This is a genomic window from Marinobacter sp. VGCF2001 (assembly GCF_049943275.1).
Classification (GTDB): Bacteria; Pseudomonadota; Gammaproteobacteria; order Pseudomonadales; family Oleiphilaceae; genus Marinobacter.
In genome coordinates this window covers 102,144-120,960 of the sequence record NZ_JBNFVX010000006.1, presented here as the reverse complement: position 1 = coordinate 120,960, position 18,817 = coordinate 102,144, and the positions used below count along the sequence as shown (strand labels likewise).

At 57.7% G+C, this 18,817-nt stretch carries 14 protein-coding genes; 5 read left to right on the top strand and 9 right to left on the bottom strand.

Going from position 1 to position 18,817, the window contains the following annotated elements; genetic code table 11:
* The first annotated feature begins 3 nt into the window (after positions 1-3).
* Complete coding sequence (locus tag ACP2AU_RS08635) at positions 4-474, top strand: flagella synthesis protein FlgN (RefSeq protein WP_426375714.1); 471 nt, start codon at positions 4-6, stop codon at positions 472-474.
* A gap of 75 nt (positions 475-549) precedes the next feature.
* On the opposite strand, the gene ACP2AU_RS08630 is transcribed toward ACP2AU_RS08635, so the two are convergent.
* On the bottom strand, positions 550-1,293 hold the full coding sequence (locus tag ACP2AU_RS08630; protein ID WP_426375713.1) for a pilus assembly protein PilB: 744 nt from the start codon (positions 1,291-1,293) through the stop codon (positions 550-552).
* Between the two features lie 204 nt (positions 1,294-1,497).
* Between ACP2AU_RS08630 and ACP2AU_RS08625 the strand changes: the two genes are divergently transcribed.
* From ACP2AU_RS08625 to ACP2AU_RS08615, 3 genes are all read left to right on the top strand, one after another.
* Positions 1,498-2,106: a peptidylprolyl isomerase gene (locus ACP2AU_RS08625; RefSeq protein ID WP_426375712.1), complete on the top strand. Its 609-nt coding sequence runs from the start codon at positions 1,498-1,500 to the stop codon at positions 2,104-2,106.
* Between the two features lie 5 nt (positions 2,107-2,111).
* Positions 2,112-4,010 carry a bifunctional tRNA (5-methylaminomethyl-2-thiouridine)(34)-methyltransferase MnmD/FAD-dependent 5-carboxymethylaminomethyl-2-thiouridine(34) oxidoreductase MnmC gene (gene mnmC, locus ACP2AU_RS08620; RefSeq protein ID WP_426375711.1) on the top strand — a complete coding sequence of 633 codons (1,899 nt, stop codon included), beginning with the start codon at positions 2,112-2,114 and terminating at the stop codon, positions 4,008-4,010.
* Between the two features lie 84 nt (positions 4,011-4,094).
* Positions 4,095-4,730 (top strand): CBS domain-containing protein, encoded by a 636-nt coding sequence (locus tag ACP2AU_RS08615; RefSeq protein WP_426375710.1) that lies wholly within the window; start codon positions 4,095-4,097, stop codon positions 4,728-4,730.
* Between the two features lie 24 nt (positions 4,731-4,754).
* Here ACP2AU_RS08615 and ACP2AU_RS08610 read toward each other — a convergent pair whose 3' ends face one another.
* The 5 genes from ACP2AU_RS08610 to ACP2AU_RS08590 all read right to left on the bottom strand — a co-directional run bounded on the left by ACP2AU_RS08610 (position 4,755) and on the right by ACP2AU_RS08590 (position 15,059).
* Positions 4,755-7,532, bottom strand: a complete 2,778-nt coding sequence (locus tag ACP2AU_RS08610; RefSeq protein ID WP_426375709.1) for a hypothetical protein — start codon at positions 7,530-7,532, stop codon at positions 4,755-4,757.
* Positions 7,533-7,680: 148 nt separating this feature from the next.
* Entirely contained in the window at positions 7,681-9,717 is a 2,037-nt protein-coding gene (gene ligA / locus ACP2AU_RS08605; RefSeq protein WP_426375708.1) for an NAD-dependent DNA ligase LigA, read from the bottom strand.
* A gap of 24 nt (positions 9,718-9,741) precedes the next feature.
* Complete coding sequence (gene zipA, locus ACP2AU_RS08600) at positions 9,742-10,755, bottom strand: cell division protein ZipA (protein WP_426375707.1); 1,014 nt, start codon at positions 10,753-10,755, stop codon at positions 9,742-9,744.
* Positions 10,756-10,885: 130 nt separating this feature from the next.
* Positions 10,886-14,377, bottom strand: a complete 3,492-nt coding sequence (gene smc, locus ACP2AU_RS08595) for a chromosome segregation protein SMC (RefSeq protein ID WP_426375706.1) — start codon at positions 14,375-14,377, stop codon at positions 10,886-10,888.
* Between the two features lies 1 nt (position 14,378).
* Complete coding sequence (locus ACP2AU_RS08590; protein WP_426375705.1) at positions 14,379-15,059, bottom strand: GntR family transcriptional regulator; 681 nt, start codon at positions 15,057-15,059, stop codon at positions 14,379-14,381.
* Positions 15,060-15,329: 270 nt separating this feature from the next.
* Between ACP2AU_RS08590 and ACP2AU_RS08585 the strand changes: the two genes are divergently transcribed.
* Positions 15,330-16,256: a GGDEF domain-containing protein gene (locus ACP2AU_RS08585; RefSeq protein ID WP_426375704.1), complete on the top strand. Its 927-nt coding sequence runs from the start codon at positions 15,330-15,332 to the stop codon at positions 16,254-16,256.
* A 12-nt stretch (positions 16,257-16,268) separates the two neighbouring features.
* Here the strand turns inward: ACP2AU_RS08585 and rluB are convergent, their stop codons facing one another.
* Genes rluB through ACP2AU_RS08570 form a run of 3 tightly spaced genes read right to left on the bottom strand, consistent with a single transcriptional unit; the run spans position 16,269 to position 18,805 of the window.
* Positions 16,269-17,255: a 23S rRNA pseudouridine(2605) synthase RluB gene (rluB, locus tag ACP2AU_RS08580; RefSeq protein WP_426375703.1), complete on the bottom strand. Its 987-nt coding sequence runs from the start codon at positions 17,253-17,255 to the stop codon at positions 16,269-16,271.
* Between the two features lie 40 nt (positions 17,256-17,295).
* A complete protein-coding gene (gene scpB, locus ACP2AU_RS08575; RefSeq protein WP_426375702.1) occupies positions 17,296-17,961 on the bottom strand; it encodes an SMC-Scp complex subunit ScpB in 666 nt (221 codons plus the stop codon).
* Between the two features lie 16 nt (positions 17,962-17,977).
* Positions 17,978-18,805: a segregation and condensation protein A gene (locus tag ACP2AU_RS08570; RefSeq protein WP_426375701.1), complete on the bottom strand. Its 828-nt coding sequence runs from the start codon at positions 18,803-18,805 to the stop codon at positions 17,978-17,980.
* Positions 18,806-18,817: the final 12 nt, after the last annotated feature.

The window sequence follows — 18,817 nt, the reverse complement described above, 5'->3', positions numbered from 1 at the left end:
CGCATGAACGCACATGAGCAGTTGAACACCCTCCTCCGGGAAGACATCGGCCAACTGGAAACATTGGCCGATGTGCTTCGCAGGGAAAAAGCCGCACTCGCCGCTGCCGATGTCAGTCCTCTTCAGGAGGTTACTGCCGAGAAAAACCGGCTCCTTGAGGGCGTACGCGAGCGCGCCAAAACGAAAATCCGTCTGCTGGTGAGCATGGGCTATAAACCGAACGCCGGAGAACCATCACGGTTCATTCGGGCCGGCGGGCTGGATGAGCTTTACGAGTTGTGGAAGATGGCAGACAAGCGGCTGCGTGAGTGCCAGGCAATCAACCAGAACAACGGCCGTGTTCTCGGGCATATGCAAAAGCGCCTGTCGAAGCTCACGGAAATCTTCCGGGGTGCCTCGGCTCAACAGAAACTGTACGGCGCCCAGGGGCAACAAACCAACGTCTCCAGCACGAATATTCTCGCCAGCGCCTGAAACCCCGGCCGCCCACGGAGCGTAAAAAAGCCCGGACTGATTCCGGGCTTTTTGATGCTCTGGTCCGCAACGGTTTCAGCGCGTGTAAATCGTCATTTGCGAGTCCGGATGGAAGCGGATATCCCGAACGCTGATATTACCCATACCGGGCGTTTGCCCACCCATAACCCGAATGTTGTCCATACGGATTTCTTCTATACGCTCCGGAAACGCAAGACGCAAACCGCCATCACTCTGCAGTGAATAGCGTGGTTCACCTTCCCGGTAGTGCACTCCCGAAATAGAGAAGTCGGAATCGAGAAAGCTGAGCACCGGCACGAACACGTGTGCCGCAAGTTTAATGCCCTCAACAACATCAACGTCTGGAAGCTCACCGGCGGGATCGTTCCTGGCACTGTCCGCCATCCCCGCGACTGAATTCAGATGCTTTACCAGGCCAACTCCGCTTTGCGCTGAAACTTCCGACATTTCCTGATCGGACAGCGGAGCGAAACCACCCCGCTCGTATAGCTCTCCAGCGCCCGCATCAATCTGGGCCGCATTCGCATTGGTCGAGGCCAGTGTCACCATGGGCTGAAACGGCAGCGTAACAACGGTGACCAGCGCAGCCGCGTTGCGATAGCGGGACTGATGCTTCAGTACGCGATGGAGTTCCCGCTCGGAAATCCACCCGGCCGCAATCAATACCTCGCCAAGACGCTGCCCGGTCTCGCGCTGAACCCGGAGCCCCTCTTCCAACTGACCTTCTGACAGATAGTCGCGATTAACCAGCAACCGGCCAAGCCGGGATTTTTCTTCAAAACCCTGACGGATTCTCACCAGACTCCTCCTGCATTATCCGTGATCACCGTACAACCCGGCCCGGCCTTCATTCGTTAACTAGAGCGTAGCTTAGAACATCGGCGCCCGCTGTTCTGATTTGCACCTAGTGTGGTAATGATCTGTTAAGATCAACGCGATCTTCGTAATGGCCGGATTATCTCAGTAATCCGATCGTCACCTGTAACAGAGAGCTGCCTTGAAATGACAAACTCCGTAAAATCCCTATCAATTGTGACGTCTGTCCTCTTTGCCCTGCTGACGGCCCTGATGCCAACCTCCACCGCCCTTGCCCAAAGCCAGCCAGAGCCGCTTCCGAAGGTACGATTTGTGACCACGGAGGGGGCATTCGTACTGCAATTGCGCCCGGACGTAGCCCCCAAAACGGTCGAAAACTTTCTGGCCTATGTGAACAAGGGCTTTTACGAAGGCACTCTGTTCCATCGTGTTATTCCCGGCTTTATGGTTCAGGGCGGAGGCTTCAATAAAGCGCTTGGCCGCAAGCAGACTGAAGCGCCCATCGTGAATGAGGCAACCGCGACATTGCCCAATCTCCGGGGCACGATTGCCATGGCAAGAACTAACAATCCAGACTCGGCCACCTCGCAGTTTTTTATCAATGTGTCAGACAACGATTTTCTGAACGCCGGTGTGCGTGGCCCGGGCTACGCGGTGTTTGGCAAGGTCATCGAAGGCATGGGCGTTATTGATCGTATCGCCGGCGTTAAAACCGGTTACCAGCGGGGCATGGCAGACGTCCCTGTGACACCGGTCATTATCGAATCCGCCGAAAAACTCACCGGAGAGCACTGACTGGCATGACCTCCGATAGCCTTTCGCCGGCCATGGAGCCGGCGGAGTTGATCTGGCGCGACGGCGTACCCGAATCGGCCCGGTTTGGTGATGTTTACTTCAGCCGGGATGACGGCCTTGCGGAGACGCGTTACGTATTTATCGAACGCAATGACCTCCCCGCACGCTTCCGCCAGCTTGCCGGCCACGACCACTTTGTCATTGCTGAAACCGGTTTCGGTACCGGGCTCAATTTCCTGGCGACCTGGGCGGAATGGCTTGCGCAACGCCCGCCCGACGGTGACTCCGCGATTCTGCACTTCATATCGGTCGAGCGCTACCCGCTGACGCCGGGTGATCTTGCGCGCGCACTCGCAAGCTGGCCAGACTTGCAACCGCTCGCCCGGGAACTGCTCGAACAATACCCACCACTTTTGCAAGGCACTCATCGCCTCGTGCTTGCTGGCGGCGCCGTCAGGCTCACCCTCTATTTCGGCGATGTTATGGACGCCTGGAAGGATCTGGAATTCACCGCGGATGCCTGGTTTCTTGACGGATTTGCCCCCTCACTCAACCCGGATATGTGGCTGGAGCAGGCCATTGACCAGATTCGCAGCCACAGCAAACCGGGCAGCTCACTGGCCACCTTTACCTCGGTCGGCCGGGTCCGTCGCGCGTTAGCTGCGGAGGGCTTTGATATGGCCAAAGTGCCAGGGTTTGGTCGCAAACGGGAAATGCTGGTGGGAAGACTGCCGGCCGCGGAACGCATCACTGTTCCCCGCTCCGAATCCGACCCCATCGCCATTGTCGGTGCCGGAATTGCCGGTGCCGCACTGGCCAGAAATCTGGCAGAACGAGGCCAGGAAGTACTGCTCATCGATCAAGCCTGCAAACCCGGTGCTGGCGCATCTGGAAATGAACAGGGCGCGCTTTACGTAAAGCTTGGTGTTGAATACAACGACCAGACAGAGCTTGCGGCCACCGCGCTGTCTTTCAGCCAGCGTTTCTATCAGCGCTGGCAGGGCTCGTTCTGGCACCCGAGTGGTTTGCTTCAGCTCGCGGCAACACCCCAGGAAGCAGACCGCCAGCGCCGTTTTCTCGCGCGGAACCAATATCCGGAAGATTTGCTACGCCCGGTCACGGCCGCGGAAGCAACCGACATTGCCGGAGTACCGGTTCAACGCTCTGGGTTCTGGTTTCCCGGATCGGGATGGCTGCAACCAGCGCAGGCTTGCGAAACCCTGGCCAACCACCCCCGGATTCAACGGATTTTCAATGCGAAAGTCGAGAAGCTTGAACGCGGGGAGCATCACTGGATCATTTACACAACCGGCGGAAAACGCATCAAGGCAGGCAACGCCGTGATTGCCGCCGGCCATGAATCCGGCTGCCTGGCCCCCGTGCGCGATAACCACTTGCTACGACTCAAACCCATTCGCGGCCAGGTCACCCGCTTATCCGCCCGGAACTACCAGCTACCCCGTGTGGTTATTTGTGGCACCAAATACCTGAACCCGGCCCATGAAGGTAATGCGATCACTGGCGCCACCTTCGACCTGCACGACACCAACCCCGAAGCCACACGTGAAGGCCACGAGGAAAATGTTACGCAACTTCTGGAACTGCTGCCTTCAGTAAGTAGAGGGCAAAGTATGCACAGCGGTGCTCTTGACGGGCGCGTGGCGTTCCGCTGCACCACTCATGACTACCAACCTGCTGCGGGCGCCCTACCGGAACAGGGCGGATTGAACTGCGATGGGCTGTTTCTGCTGACCGGATTCGGCAGCAAGGGGTTGGCCTGGGCTCCGTTACTGGCTGAATATCTGGCTGACCGGATGTGTGGCCAGCCGCCCAGCCTCAATAAACGGCTTGCCCGCCGCGTCGAAACCGGACGCCTTTACCGGAAAGCACCCACGGAATCTTAATAGACTGTCACTTCAGCAAAAGGAAAATCCGCCGATAAGCACGTGTAAAGTATAGGGAGCGCAACTTCGGGGAGAAAGGGAATCATGTCCATATTCGTCAGTGAGCCAGGCCGGCCAGTGGGTACGCGCTTGCCTGAAGCACTCCGCAGTCGCCGTGTCGGGACGGTGACCGAGCTGTCTGAGTCTGCGCCCATCGATGTTGAACACAGCGAAGCCACTGATGGAGAGTTCCAGCAGGCCGCTCACAGCGGCGCCGGCTACCATGCACTTCAGGAGTATGGTGCTGCCGCCTCTGCCCAGCCTCTGGAAGAGCGTGTTTATTTGCCGGTCTCGGACATCTGCTCACCTGCGCACTATACAGTCGCGGCCTCGGCGAGCATTGCCGAGGCCCTGGATACCATGGATACCCATGGTGTCCACCATCTGGTCGTATTGGCCGATGCCAATGTCGCCGGCCTGATCGATTTCAGATGGTTACTGTCGTGGGTTCATGAGCAGGGCAGCGAAGCCATGAATCAAAGCCTCATCCACATGGAACTTCCGGCCTTTCTGACCGCCTCCCCGGAAACCGATGCGCACCAACTGGCACGGCTGATGCTGGCCCACAGCCTGAGCGCTGCCCTGGTCATTGATGCCGCCGGCCAACCATCCGGGGTCGTAACCAGCACTGACTACCTGAAACTCTACGCCAGTGCCGGCAAGCAACAAGGGGCGGTCTAGACTCCCGCCCCCCCCTGTTGTTCGTCAGGGCTCGCCCATTTTTGTCAACAGTTTTCCTTCCGGGCTGAACAGTAGTACCATGGGTTTGCCATTCCGTTCGGCCAGAACAACCACCTCGTAATTCCGGTAGTTCTCGACATCCAGCAGTTGTAAACCGGAGATATTGAACTGCTCACGCCAGTTACGGAAAGCCGCCCCGGTGCCCGACATATCCACCCGCGCGAGGATACTTTCAGAACCGGATACAGGCGCCGCTCCGTCTTCGACAAACTGGCCGTTTGTGGTGCCTGTAACCACTACATCTCCATCAAAACGGATAGCCCCGGTCAGGGATTCGTCTGAAAGATCATCGGCATCATCCACGGTGTAGGCGCTCAGCGGTTCACCGGAGGTATTGAAACCAAGCACGAAGCCCGCGCGATTGGCGGTTGGTGTACGAATAATCTCGTTGCTGTCGTTATCGGTTCCGGCATCTTCTGGCCGAGCCTCCCGGAAACGGTAGTGGTAGGGCGCATCACCAATCAACAGCACTTCTGCGCCGCCATACAGTCCATAGCCCAGTGTTTCCGAGTTGTTTTCGCCAACCTGATACACCCTGGGTGACGCACCGGTGTTGCCATTGAAAAAGTACGATCCCACATTGCCCAGGCCATCCAGAGTCGTGGGTGAGGACCCGAACAACAGCGCCAGGGAGCTCTCTGCGCTGCCGCTGACAACCCGTTCATCCGCCGCCGAACCCACTTGCCGTGCCCAGGCAAGGGACGGCTCAAGGGATCCGGCATTTTCGGTGGTATCAACTCGTGCGAGGAAACTATCGGTTCCCCCTTTGAAGGTGTTGTCGGCCCATGCTCCGCGTGTTTCTCCACCTACCAGCACATATCCGGTGCTGCCATTTAGGCCGACCCAGCGCACTGTATCGTCGCCCGGCGATCCCAGCCGGTATACCGTATCCGGCCAACTCGCCACGTAATTGCTGCCATCAAAATGGAACAGCCCGGTTACCGCATCTACGCCCCCTAACGGGGAGCCGAGCCCGGCTTCCGCAGTACTGAAGGCGACAACGATTTCGTAGCGGTTGACCCGGTTATTGTTCTCGGTGACCGTGCGCACACCGTCAGCCAGGTAAACATCGTGTGGTTGCAGGCTCAGGCCCGGAGGTGTCACCTCAACCGTCTGTAATAACGAACCAACCTGATCGTAAACCCTGACCTGCACCTGATTGCTAGCATTCGGAGCATACCCCGCCGCAAACAATCGCCCCTTATGCCCGCTCGTCACATCCGTGGCGATAAATCCGTCGTTCCACTCCAATGGACTTTTCAGTCGGTTCAGGTTCACCGTGAGCAAGGTTTCAGAAGCGCCTCGGGCAAAACGTTCCCGGCCGGCCTGGTAGGCAACGTCAACCCCGATAGGCGCGAGGTTATCGTCCAGCTCATCCCCCAGATTGGTGTACTCGAGCGCTCTGATGGTGAAGCGTATTTCGTCCTGATCCTCGGGAAAAACCAGCGTATCGTTCTCTTTCAAAGCCGCAGAATTGTCGGGGTCCGGCTGCATGATCTGGAACGTTTGCGACTCGGAAACACCGGTCAGCTCGCCAATTCGAGCGAGCTTTGCCTTGAATTCTCCCTCGCGTTCGCCACGGAGTATCGCTCTGTAAGACTGCTCGCCGCCCTCACCCGTATTCAGCGCATCACGGGTTCCGCCGTTAACCGTTTCCAGGCTCAGTACCGGCTCATTATCTTCGACAGAAACATTGGCTTTTACCTCAACGCTGCCATTGCCCAGCGAGGCGATGCCCTGGCGAATCTCCGTGAGCACCATGGTAGCGACTTCCGCAGGCTCCGGTATCAGGTCGTCCACCACCTCGAACGGAATATAACATTCAGTGATGCCAGGCTTGAGCGTTACCACGCCTCGGGTTGGCGTGCTGCCGGTCAGATCGTATTCAATGTAGTCCAGCCGGTTTCCCTCCCGGTCCACGGGATGGTTACGCTCGTCGCTCAAGGCCACCAGATCTTCACCAATAATGGCCGCGCCAACATTAGCGCGGCTGTATTTACAATCCTGGTGTGGCGGAGATTGCTCATTGTCACAGGCGTTTTCGCTATAGTCCGACCTGAGCTCAAACGCGATTTTCACTTCGGTAACTGAAGGTTGATCCAGTGAGACTGTGGCATAGGCTCGTTTGGTAGGATAGGTGACGGTCTTGATCTCCGGGCCTGGCTCTGTCTGGCCTTCGGCCGGCCCGGGCTTGCCTCCGTCCGGTCCGTACAGGCGCAGATCGTAACTATAACTGCCCTCATCCAGCGCAGGCACCGCGCACCGCCCCTCGGCATCGTCATCTGAGGCCTGAACATCACCCTCCGAGAGGTCCGCGCCCGCCAGGGTAATGACGTTCCGTTTAACCTCAATATTGAAAGGCTGGAAACCGGCCATCCGACCATCCGTGGTGACAATGTCGATATTGTCGTTTTTGCCAAGATCTTCCGTGCCCCGGTTGCCACCGGACAACCCGGGTACCCCGCGCATAATAATCCCCTGACGCGCCTTGTTACTGGTGTCTTCCAGGGCCAGCCAGGAGGGCGCGTTGGTAAGCGAGTAATCCAGTATGCTTTCCCCGCCATAAGCCCCCCAGTTGTAATAATATTCCACGCCGAGATAGGCAATGGCCGGGGGCGCGCCCAACAACGTGGGCTGGTCGGGATCTTTTTCGGTTTTGCAGCCAGTTGCTGCCAGGGCGATCAGGGCGATGCCTAGGAGGCGGCCCGAAGCGGTTGAGCGGGAGAACAAATCGGCGCGCATGCAAAAATCCGTTTCATGACGTTATTGTTATGGCCGTGCCCGGGCAACAGGCGCCCGGTTTACACACCGTTACAGATTATCGTCATGGTAGCCAATTTGAACTCTGAGCGATCTGCGCGAGTTCTCAGATTCTCCGGCCAGCGTCAGGTCAATTCTGCAGGCCATGCTCCTGGAAAAGGTCGAGCAGCCCTTGCTCATCCAGCACGTTCAAGCCAAGCTGCTCCGCCTTGGCCAGTTTGGAGCCGGCGGACTCACCAGCAACCACGCAAGCCGTTTTCCTGGAGACACTGCCGGCGACTTTGGCGCCCAACTGCTCCAGCTTCTCCTTGGCCTGGTCTCTCGTGAGCGTGGCAAGTGTGCCGGTCAACACCCAGGTCTGGCCGTTCAGAGGCGCCTCTTCGATGGAACGGACTTCCTCTTCCTGCCAACTGACCCCCGCGGCTTTCAATTCTGAGAGTGTTTCCTGGTTATGGGGTTGATCGAAGAAGCTCCGGATATGGCCGGCCACGATCGGCCCCACATCGGGTACCGCCTGCAATGTATCCTCATCCGCCCCGGAAATCGCCTCTAGTGTGCCAAAGTAGGAAGCCAGCGCCTTGGCAGTGGCCTCGCCGACTTCACGAATACCCAGCGCATAAAGAAACCGCCACAAGGCAGGCTCGCGGGAACGATCAATCGCGGCAATCAGGTTGGTGGCGGATTTATCGCCCATGCGCTCAAGACTGGCAATCTGAAACTTCGTTAACCGGTAGAGATCGGCGACGGTATTCACCATACCCTCGTCCACCAGAACCTCGATCAGGCGATCTCCCAGGCCTTCAATATCCATAGCCTTCCTGGATGCATAATGCCGAATAGCCTCTTTGCGCTGTGCAGGACAGTACAGGCCACCAGAACAGCGAGCCACCGCCTCTCCTTCTATCTGGACAATATCCGAACCACAGACCGGGCAATGTTCCGGCATTTCTACCGTAGCGGCATTGTCCGGGCGTTTGTCGGGCACGACCTTGACCACCTGCGGAATAACATCCCCGGCCCGGCGAATAAACACGGTATCGCCTATGTGCGCATCAAGCCGACGGATCTCGTCCATGTTGTGCAGTGTCGCGTTCGAGACGGTAACACCGCCAACAAACACCGGTTTGAGCCTGGCAACCGGGGTAACTGCTCCGGTTCGGCCCACCTGGAACTCCACTCCCTCGATAACGGTGAGTTCTTCCTGGGCCGGGAACTTGTGAGCAATGGCCCAACGCGGAGCCCTGGAGACAAAGCCAAGAGCCTGCTGGAAATCCAGGCGGTTAACCTTGAAGACGATGCCGTCAATCTCGTAGGGCAGGCTGTCGCGTTTAAGCATGAGCGCGCTGTACGCCTCCAGACAGGACTCGACGCCCTCTGCTTTGCGCATCTCCGGGTTGATACGAAAGCCCCACTCACGAACCTGCTGCAAGCTGTCCCAGTGTGTTTCCGGCAACACGCTCTCATCGGTAACCGCCATACTGTAGGCACATAGCTCCAGTGGCCGTTTGGCGGTGACGGTAGATTTCTTCTGTCGCAGGCTACCGGCGGCCGCGTTCCGGGGATTCACAAACGTCTTTTCACCCTGTTCCGCCAGCCGCGCATTCAGTTTTTCAAAGCCGGCGCGCGGCATATACACCTCGCCCCGAACCTCCACGAGATCCGGGTAGCCGGAACCCCGAAGTTTCAGAGGTACCGAGGGAATGGTGCGGATATTAGCGGTGATATCCTCACCGGTGTAGCCATCGCCCCGAGTAGCCGCCCGGGTCAACAAACCGTGTTCGTAATGGAGGCTGACGGCGAGCCCGTCAAGCTTGGGCTCGCACACGTATTCAACGCTCGCATCCACCCCGAGGCGTTCGCGAACCCGTCGATCAAAATCCCGAAGCTCGTCTTCGCTGAACGCATTATCCAGCGACAACATGGGCAGGCGATGGGTGACAGAATGAAAACTGGTGTCTGCGCTACTACCCACACGGCGGGTCGGTGATTGCTCAGACGCGAGGCCAGGATAATCGGCCTCGAGCTTTTGCAGCTCCCGGAACATCCGGTCGTATTCGGCATCCGGAATACGGGGGTCGTCCAGGACATAGTAAAAATGGTTATGATCTTCCAGGGTCGAGCGCAGGGTCTCCACGCGCTGCCGGATATCTTGAGGAACGTTGGTCATCGGGTCTGGGGTCCGGACGGGCTGCTAGGCTCGCTGAGAGCGCTGTTTGCGATCAAACTCGCGAATACGCTGGCGACAGTGTTCAATGGTTTGCGGCGTCATCACACTGCGACGCTCGTCCTTCAGTTCTCCCCCGAGATTTCGCACAACGCATTGCGCTGTTTCCAGCATAAACTCGAAGGCCTGCAAGGAACTGCTCGGGCCGGGCAAACTCATAAAGAAACTGATGCCCGGCGTGCTAAGAGTGGCTATGTCCTGCGGCCGGAAGGTTCCGGGTTCCACCGCATTGGCAACGCTGAACTGAACCGGCGTTGTGGTATCGTCAGTTTCATGGCGATGGTAGATATCCATATCACCATGCTCCAGCCCACACGCTTCGAACAAACTTTTTAATTTGTTGCCGTCAAATTGCTCACCGCTTCGCGCCAATACGTTAATCACCAGCACTTCTCTGGCTTCGGGGCGATTGGCACCGGCCAATGGCTGATTTTTCCTTGGCCGTGTAGCCGCCCGCCGGGCAGTGTCTTCTTCCACTTCGGTCACGACCGGCGGTTGACTGTCGCCAACGGGTTCAGGCTCATGCCCCTGCGAGGCTGAGGAATCAGAATCCGCCTCCGCCCGGGGTAACTCAGACTCCACACTTTGCTTTTCTCCGGTTTTTCCGGGGGCAACTGGCGCCTGCTCAGCACGAGCAATCCTGGGCTCACCGAGGATGCCATCGTCGTAATCGCGGGCGCCCCAGCCGGATTCCAGCGTTAACTCCGTGTCGTCGACGCCGGCGCTCACCGATTCCGAGGCATCGGTTTTCACATAGCCGCGATCTTCAAGGGTCGTCCGGGAGACCGTACGGGCACCGCCGTTCGGTAACTCGGGGTTAAAACCTTCATCCAGCGGAGAATCCTTGAGCTCATCTGCCCCCATACCCGACGATATCGCCATGGATTCTTTACGGGCGCGCCTCATACGGCGTACACCGTCAATGACAATTCCAATAATAACCAGGGTACCTATGGCAATTAACCATTCCCTAAGTGACATAGTGCTGCTGTCCTGTTTGCAGTTCGGAACGTTGTTACTCTAAAAAAAGCCCGTAATGAATACAACGCAAACCGGGCCCAGATGGCGTTATTGTCATGGTTGGCGGCCATACCACCCATGATTGTTTCAGTCAGGCTTCGGCCAGCGCCGCCGCTTCATCCACATCCACCGATACCAGCCTCGAGCAACCGGGCTCATGCATCGTTACCCCCATCAACTGGTCTCCCATTTCCATGGCGATCTTGTTGTGAGTGATGTAGATGAACTGAACCTGTTTTGACATCTCTTTTACCATGTTGGCGTAACGCCCTACGTTGGCATCGTCCAGTGGTGCGTCAACCTCGTCCAGCATACAGAAGGGCGCGGGGTTGAGCTGAAAAATCGAAAATACCAGCGCGATGGCGGTCAACGCTTTTTCCCCGCCCGAAAGCAGATGAATCGTGCTGTTCTTCTTGCCGGGTGGCCTGGCCATAATGGCAACTCCGGTCTCCAGAAGATCATCGCTGGTGAGTTCCAGATAAGCATTGCCGCCACCGAAGACTTTTGGAAACAGCGCCTGCAAGCCGCCATTCACCTGGTCAAACGTTTCTTTGAAACGCTGCCGGGTTTCCCGATCGATTTTCCGGATGGCGTTATCGAGGGTCTCGAGGGCCTCCATCAGATCATCGTGCTGCTCATCCAGGTAGGTCTTGCGCTCGCTCTGGACCTGGTACTCTTCAATCGCCGCCAGATTAATAGCACCCAAACGCTGAATGCGATTGCCAATTTTCTCCAGCTCTTCGGCCCAGAGCTTTTCGGCGGCATCTTCCGGGAGCTGGCCGAGCACATCGTGCAGTTTTACATCCAACTCTTTGAGCTGTTCAATATGGTTGCCGGAGCGGATCTCCAGTGCCTGGGATTCCATTTTCAGCTTCTCAAGCCGGGCCCGTATTTCCTGAACCTCATGTTCCGTCCGGCTACGCCCCTGTTCGCGCTCCCGCACCTGCCGATCAATCTCCTCCAGGACATCCCGGGCAGCCCCAAGCTTTTCCTCTTCCGCCAATCGCCGCTCCAGCAAGCCTTCCAGCTGCAGCTGCAGATCTTCAATCGGCTCCTCAGCGCTTTCTCTGGACTCTCTCAATACGTCCAGGCGCTCCTCGAGCCGTTCTTTTTGCAGCTGCATTCGATCAATGGTCTGCCTCAGGCCATCGCGCTGACTCTGCAGGGTCTGAAGCTGCAGCTGTAACTGATGCGAATGATCGCGATCATGCCGCGCTTCCTGGCGCAGGCGGTCGAGATTTTCCCGGAGCAAATCCCGCTGCTCAAGCAACTGCTCTTTCTCTTCCTCGCTGTCCTCGCTGGAGGCCAGAGCAATATCCCACTCCTCGCGGGTTTCCTCGAGGTTGATCTGCTGCTGCTCAAGATCCACTTCGATGTCGCCGATGTCCTCGCGAATGCTTCTCAGACGAGCATCAATCTGTTCCGATCGGGCTTTCAAACCGCTCACCCGCGATGCCAGCGCTCCCTGCTCCCGTTCAATACTGCCCAGCCGGGCCTGGGCCTCGTCGCGCGATGATTCTGCACGCTCTGCCTTTTCGCGCAATTGTTCCGCCTGCTCTGTCGCCTCCCGAAGCTGAGCCTCCGCCTCCGCCAATTCCCGCTGCAGCGCAGCGACTTTTTTCTGGCGCTCGATAACCCCGATCTGGGCGGCATCGGAATCCGGCATCAGCAACCAGTCGCGGGATAACCACACGCCATCGCGGGTGATAACGCTTTGCTCTGGCCCAAGCTCATTCCGCCTGGCCACCGCGTCTGCAAGGCAGTCGGCGGTTTCAATATGCGCCAGCCAGGACGTGATAGCCGGAGCGCCACTCACTTTCGACGCCAGGCCGCCAGCAGTCGGCGCATTCCCGCTACCGGTAATCGCTGCCAGGCCTTTGGGAGCCGACTCCAGAGCCGGCAAAACCTGTTCAAAATCTGATAACGCCAGGCCCTGAGTAAACCGGCCTATCACCTGCTCAACGGCAAATTCCCAGCCATCATCAATGGACAGGCGCTCAGCCAACCGGGGTGAATCAGCCAGCCCCTGCCCCGCCAGCCAGTCTTGCAAGGCGCCGTCACCGGCTCCCATTTGCTCATCCAGGAGTGCTTGCTGGGATTGAAGTGACGCCGTCAGGCTCTGAACTGTCTGTCGAATGTCTGAACAGGCGTGCTCCGCCTCTCGCAGTGCCTGGCGGCTTGAATGGACATCGTCCTGCAGCGACTGAATGCTCTCCGCCGCCTCTTCCCGCTGCAACGCCAGGGTTTCCTGCTCTTCCAGCAGCTGCTCCAGTTCCGAGCGGTCCACTTGCTCGTCCAGCAAAGCCTGTTCATCCCGCAGCTTCTGCTGCCGGCTTTTCTGTTGTGTAATGGCGTCTTCAAGGGATCGTATTCGGGACTGGGCCAGCTCGGCTTGCCGGCGGGCGTCCGAGGAGCGGGCACTGAACTCGTCCCATCGCTGCTGCCAGTCGCTCATATCTTCTTCGGCCTGTTGCAGTTTCTCTGCAGACTCCTCGGAACGCATGGCCAGCGCTTCCTGCTCGGGCTCGACCATGTCGAGTTCTTCCTGGAGTGCGGCCAGTTTATCTTCGTCCTGCTCCAGCTCGCGGCCAAGCTCCCGCTGGTTCGCCATCGCCTGATCCAGCTCGGCGGCAGTCTGACGGCTGCGCTCGCGCTGATGCTCCAGGCTTTGCTCAATCCGCGCGATGTCGGCACCGGCCTCGTAATACCGCGCCTGAGCCCGGTTAAAATGCTCGGTGCGCTCATGATGCCCTTCACGCAGTGATTCCAGTGACGTCTCCAGATTGACCCGTTCCGTCAGAAACTTTTCAAGCTCGAGTTCGGTGTACCGGATTTTCCCGCGCCAGGCCTGCAGGTCGTTGTCCAGGGCCTGCCAGCGAAGCACGGTAAGCTCGGCTTTTTTCTTCCGCTCTTCCTGTTTATAGGCTTTGTATTTTTCAGCCGCCGCTGCCTGGCGCTCCAGATGCTGCAATTGCCGCCCCAGCTCCTCACGCAAATCGGTCAGCCGCTCGAGGTTTTCCTGAGTTCGTCGAATGCGGTTTTCGGTCTCCCGGCGGCGTTCCTTGTACTTGGAAATGCCAGCCGCCTCTTCGATATAAACTCGCAATTCCTCAGGTTTGGCTTCAATAAGACGCGAAATCATGCCCTGTTCGATGATGGCATAACTGCGGGGGCCAAGACCGGTACCAAGAAAAAGATCGGTGATATCCCGGCGACGGCACTTTGAACCGTTCAGGAAATACTCGGATTGCCCTTCCCGGGACACCCGCCGCCTGACCGAGATCTCATTGAATTTTACAAATTCACCGGGTGCCGAGCCGTCACTATTATCAAACACAAGCTCTATAGAGGCCTGACCTACAGGTTTTCGGGCACTTGAGCCATTAAAGATGACATCGGTCATGGATTCGCCGCGCAGGTATTTAGCAGAACTTTCCCCCATAACCCAACGCACGGCATCGATGATATTGGATTTACCACAGCCATTGGGCCCGACCACTGCCGTCATATTGGACGGAAATGGCACCGTGGTCGGATCAACAAACGATTTGAAGCCGGCAAGCTTGATGGACTTCAGCCGCATATCAGGAAGATTCCTCCTGGAGAATGCTCAACACCAGACTGCGCTGGTGCTCACCGAAATGCTGAATAACGTGCTGCAAGCGTTCGGAGTCACTTGCCACAGCGGCATCGGCCAACTGACGGAAAAACGTGCCCGTCTCGGCAATCTCACTTCTGAAATGATCCAGAGCCACATAGTAGGTACGGCTGATCGCAGGCCGGAAGTTTTCCAGTGTTTCCTCGAGAAAGGGGTTCTCAACCAGGCGGTAAGCGTACTGCATAACACCAAAACCGGCTTCAATCACCCGCTCTGCCGAATCCGGGGCGTTCGAGTTCAATGCATCAATCACAGCCTGAAGCTCTTGAACCTGCCCCATCACGCCCTCCAACTGCCCACCCGGCCAACGCTCCAGCACCTTGCGCGCCAACATACAAAGAAGGTCAATGTAGATGTCGTACAAGGCATTCACCGACTCCGGGGTCAGATTCGATACCACGGCTCCGCGCCTTGGATAGATCTCGACAAGGTGTCGACGCTGCAGAATCAGCAACGCTTCCCTTACCGAGCCGCGGCTGACGTTGAGATCGCCCGCAACTTTCAGTTCCTGAATTCGCTCTCCCGGCTTGAGATCACGAACAACAATGCGCTGCCCCAAATGCTGGGCAATCTGTTCGGATAGGCTTTCCGGTGCCTGGAATCTCATAAAACTGGGTCCCGCTGGAAATATTCAAGCGCGAAAGTTTACCACAGGCTTCTGGCCGCCCCACCCCTTGCAGGACATTTCGATGGCTTGCCGGAACACCCGGCAAGAACCTGCCGGATTTTTGACGAATTGCTGACAGCAGCCCCGAAAAGCGAGTATCCGAGCACAAAAAACCTGATATTTGATTGTTTTTATGCGCTTTTTTCAACGTGGCACCTTTTATGCTTTTACTCTGAACAAATGAGTTTCTAACCAGCAGAGCGACTAACTGTGAAAAACCTGACGTCGATCCAGCCAAACACCTCACGCCATGCGCGGCTTGCAGAGTTAAAGCAGTCGTTCCAGGACTGGAACAATACCTCGGATGTTATGCCTCAAATGGCCCGGCGACTGAGCACAACCTTGTCGCTGGAAACCCAGCTGGCCATTCTGGCCGAGGAAATGGCGGCAATCGTACCCTTTGATGCGCTGAACTATCGTCACCGCATTGCCCGGCAGGACTTTGTATTCTCTACCGGAATGGGCGGCCCGCACCGTTGCGAGTATCGACTGTCACTGGAAGGCCATCAGTACGGTACGCTGGCACTGCATCGCCGGCAGCGCTTCACCGAAGAAGAGCTCACTGGTGTTGAAATGATGCTGTCGGGAGTCATCTGCCATATTCGCAATGCCTGCCGGTTCATCGCTATTGAGCAGGCCGCGCTGACCGATTCGTTGACGGGTATTGGCAATAAACGGGCACTTGACGAGGACCTTCATCGCGCAAGCGCTCTGGCTGAGCGCCACGGTGCTGCCTGGAGCCTGATCCTGTGCGATCTCGACCATTTCAAGATGGTTAATGACACCCATGGCCACGTGGTTGGCGATCACATTCTGGCGCGCACTGCCGAAAAGCTTGAACAGGCACTTCGCAACTCAGACAGTGTCTACCGGTTTGGCGGGGAGGAGTTCGCGGTATTGCTGCCCCACACCAACGAACACGAAGCGCGGGATGTTGCAGACCGGTTAAGGGCTGCCATTGAAAGCATTCGCGTAGACGGTGGCGAAACTCCGTTAACCGTAACCGCCAGCTGCGGAGTCGCCGTGCGTTTATCGGATGAACAGCCGGAACAGTGGCTGGCCAGATCCGACGAAGCGCTTTACCGGGCCAAGTCCGCTGGCCGAAACTGCACCCGGGTGTTCGCCAGCATTTCCTGATCCGCTCCCGTTTTAACGGGAGGGCTTGCGGGCTTTAGGCGTCCCGGGTTTGCCGGCCGTATTCGATCGCGATTTTGCCGGAGCAGCATCCGCAACCTGCCAGCTTCCACCCTTACGGCCACGTTGCAGTGACTTGCCCGGGCTCTTGCGACGCTTCCGGTCGTGAGCTGCCTGCTCACCGGGCGTTTTCGGGGGTATGGCCACACTGTCCAGCCCGACCACACGGCTCAGGGCGTCCACCCCTTTCTGGTCCAGCTCTTCCCAACGCCCCATGGTCAATCGGCTGGGCAGGAACACAGGCCCGTAGCGGACACGCTTGAGCCGGCTTACCCGAACGCCCTGCGATTCCCACAGCCTGCGCACCTCGCGATTGCGCCCTTCCAGCAGGGTTACGTGAAACCAGCGGTTCATACCCTTGCCACCGGCCGGACTGATGTCGGTAAATTTGGCCATGCCGTCTTCCAGTAAAACGCCTTCCCGAAGCCGCTCGATCATGGCATCGTCGACTTCACCGAATACCCGGACAGCATACTCCCGATCAATTTCGCTGGACGGATGCATCAGCCGGTTGGCCAGCTCGCCGTCGGTGGTAAACAGCACAAGCCCGGTGGTATTCAAATCCAGCCGGCCAATGGATATCCATCGCTGGTCCTTGAGCCGCGGCAGCCGGTCGAAGACTGTCGGCCGTCCCTCCGGGTCTTTCCTGCTGGTCACTTCGCCCTCCGGCTTGTTGTACACCAGCACGCGCCTGACCACCTGGGCAGCCGAGCCAACATCCAGAGTTTTGCCATCCAGCTCGAAACGATCGGACGTTGACGCTTTCTGGCCCGGTTCGACCTGAACACCGTTCACCAGCAGGCGACCGGCCTCAATCCAGCCCTCTACCTCACGCCGTGAGCCGACGCCGGCGCGGGCGAGCAACTTCTGAACCCGCTCGGGGCCGCCCGTAAGAGATTGGTCGCTGCGAGCTGCTTTCTTTTCGGGGCCTTTTGCCGCCATATCTGTAGATATCCTTGAAATACAAAGCTGAAACCGGGTTTCAGTGAAGTGTCTGGTCAGATTCCGGTGGCTGCTGATCACCTTCGGCATCGGAACTGTCGCCGGAACCATTCGGAGAGTCGTGCCTGACCTCTCCCTGTATACTGTTTTCAATCTCCCGGCCGATTTCTTCGAGGTCGCGGACCTCTGCCAGCGGCGGTAATTCATCCAAACCGGTCAGACTGAAATAATCGAGAAACTGTCGGGTGGTTGCATACATCGCCGGCCGACCCGGAACATCCCGATGACCCACCACCCGAATCCACTCTCGCTCAAGCAAGGTTCGAATGATATTGCTGCTTACCGTTACGCCACGGATATCCTCAATCTCTCCACGGGTAATCGGTTGCCGATACGCAATCAAAGCCAGCGTTTCCAGCAGGGCCCGGGAATATCGCTGTGGTTTCTCCTCAAACAGCCGACCCACCCAGGGCGCAAACTCTTCCCGCACCTGGAGTCGATAGCCACTGGCTACTTTCCGCAGCTCCACTCCCCGCCCTTCAAAGGATGCCCCAAGGTTGGTCAGGGCAAGCTCCATAACCTGCCGCGCCGGACGCTCGTCCTCGGCGAACAGCTCCCGGAGCTGGTCCAGCGTCATCGGCTTGCCGGCGGCCAGCAGCACAGCCTCCACGATGGCCTGAATTCGAGCCAGATGCTCTTCGTTCATAGTGCTATTCAGTCCCTCAGTTCGTTGCCCGGGCTCTGATGTGTATTGGCCCAAGCACTTCTGCCTGAACGATTTCAACCAGCTGTTCTTTTACCAGTTCCAGTGTGGCCAGAAAAGTGACCACCACGCCGAGTCGACCCTCCTCAGGCGTAAACAGGCTCTCGAACGTCACAAAGCGATCGCCCTGCAATGACGACAAAATGTGCGACATCCGCTCGCGAGTGGATAACCGTTCTTTTTCGACATGATGACTGGTAAACAGGTCTGCTCGTTGCAGAACCCCTTGCAACGCCAGCAACAACTCCCGCATTTCAACATCGGGATGAGGCTGGGATGACGGTAACCTGGGCAAAGCTGCAGACGTTGCAAACGTATCCCGCTCCATGCGCGGAATGTCATCAATGTCTTCCGCGGCTTTCTTGAAACGTTCGTACTGCTGGAGCCGGCGAATCAACTCTGCGCGTGGATCGATATCTTCGTCATCGTCGCTTTCCTGGCGGGGCAACAGCATCCGGGACTTGATCTCAGCCAGAGTCGCGGCCATCACCAGATACTCTGCCGCCAGTTCGAATCGCATGGCCTCCACCGCCCCAATGTATTCCATGTACTGGCGCGTAATCTCGCTGACATCAATATCGAGGATATTCATGTTCTGACGACGGATAAGGTAGAGCAGCAGATCCAGCGGCCCCTCAAAGGCTTCCAGAAAAACCGCCAGCGCATCCGGCGGAATGTAGAGATCTTTGGGAATATCGACCAGAGGTTTGCCCGACACAAACGCCAGGGGCAGCTGTTCGGGCGCCGCGCCCTGCGTTTTCTCGCCTTCCATGGTTTCTTCGGTCATACCATTAGCCTG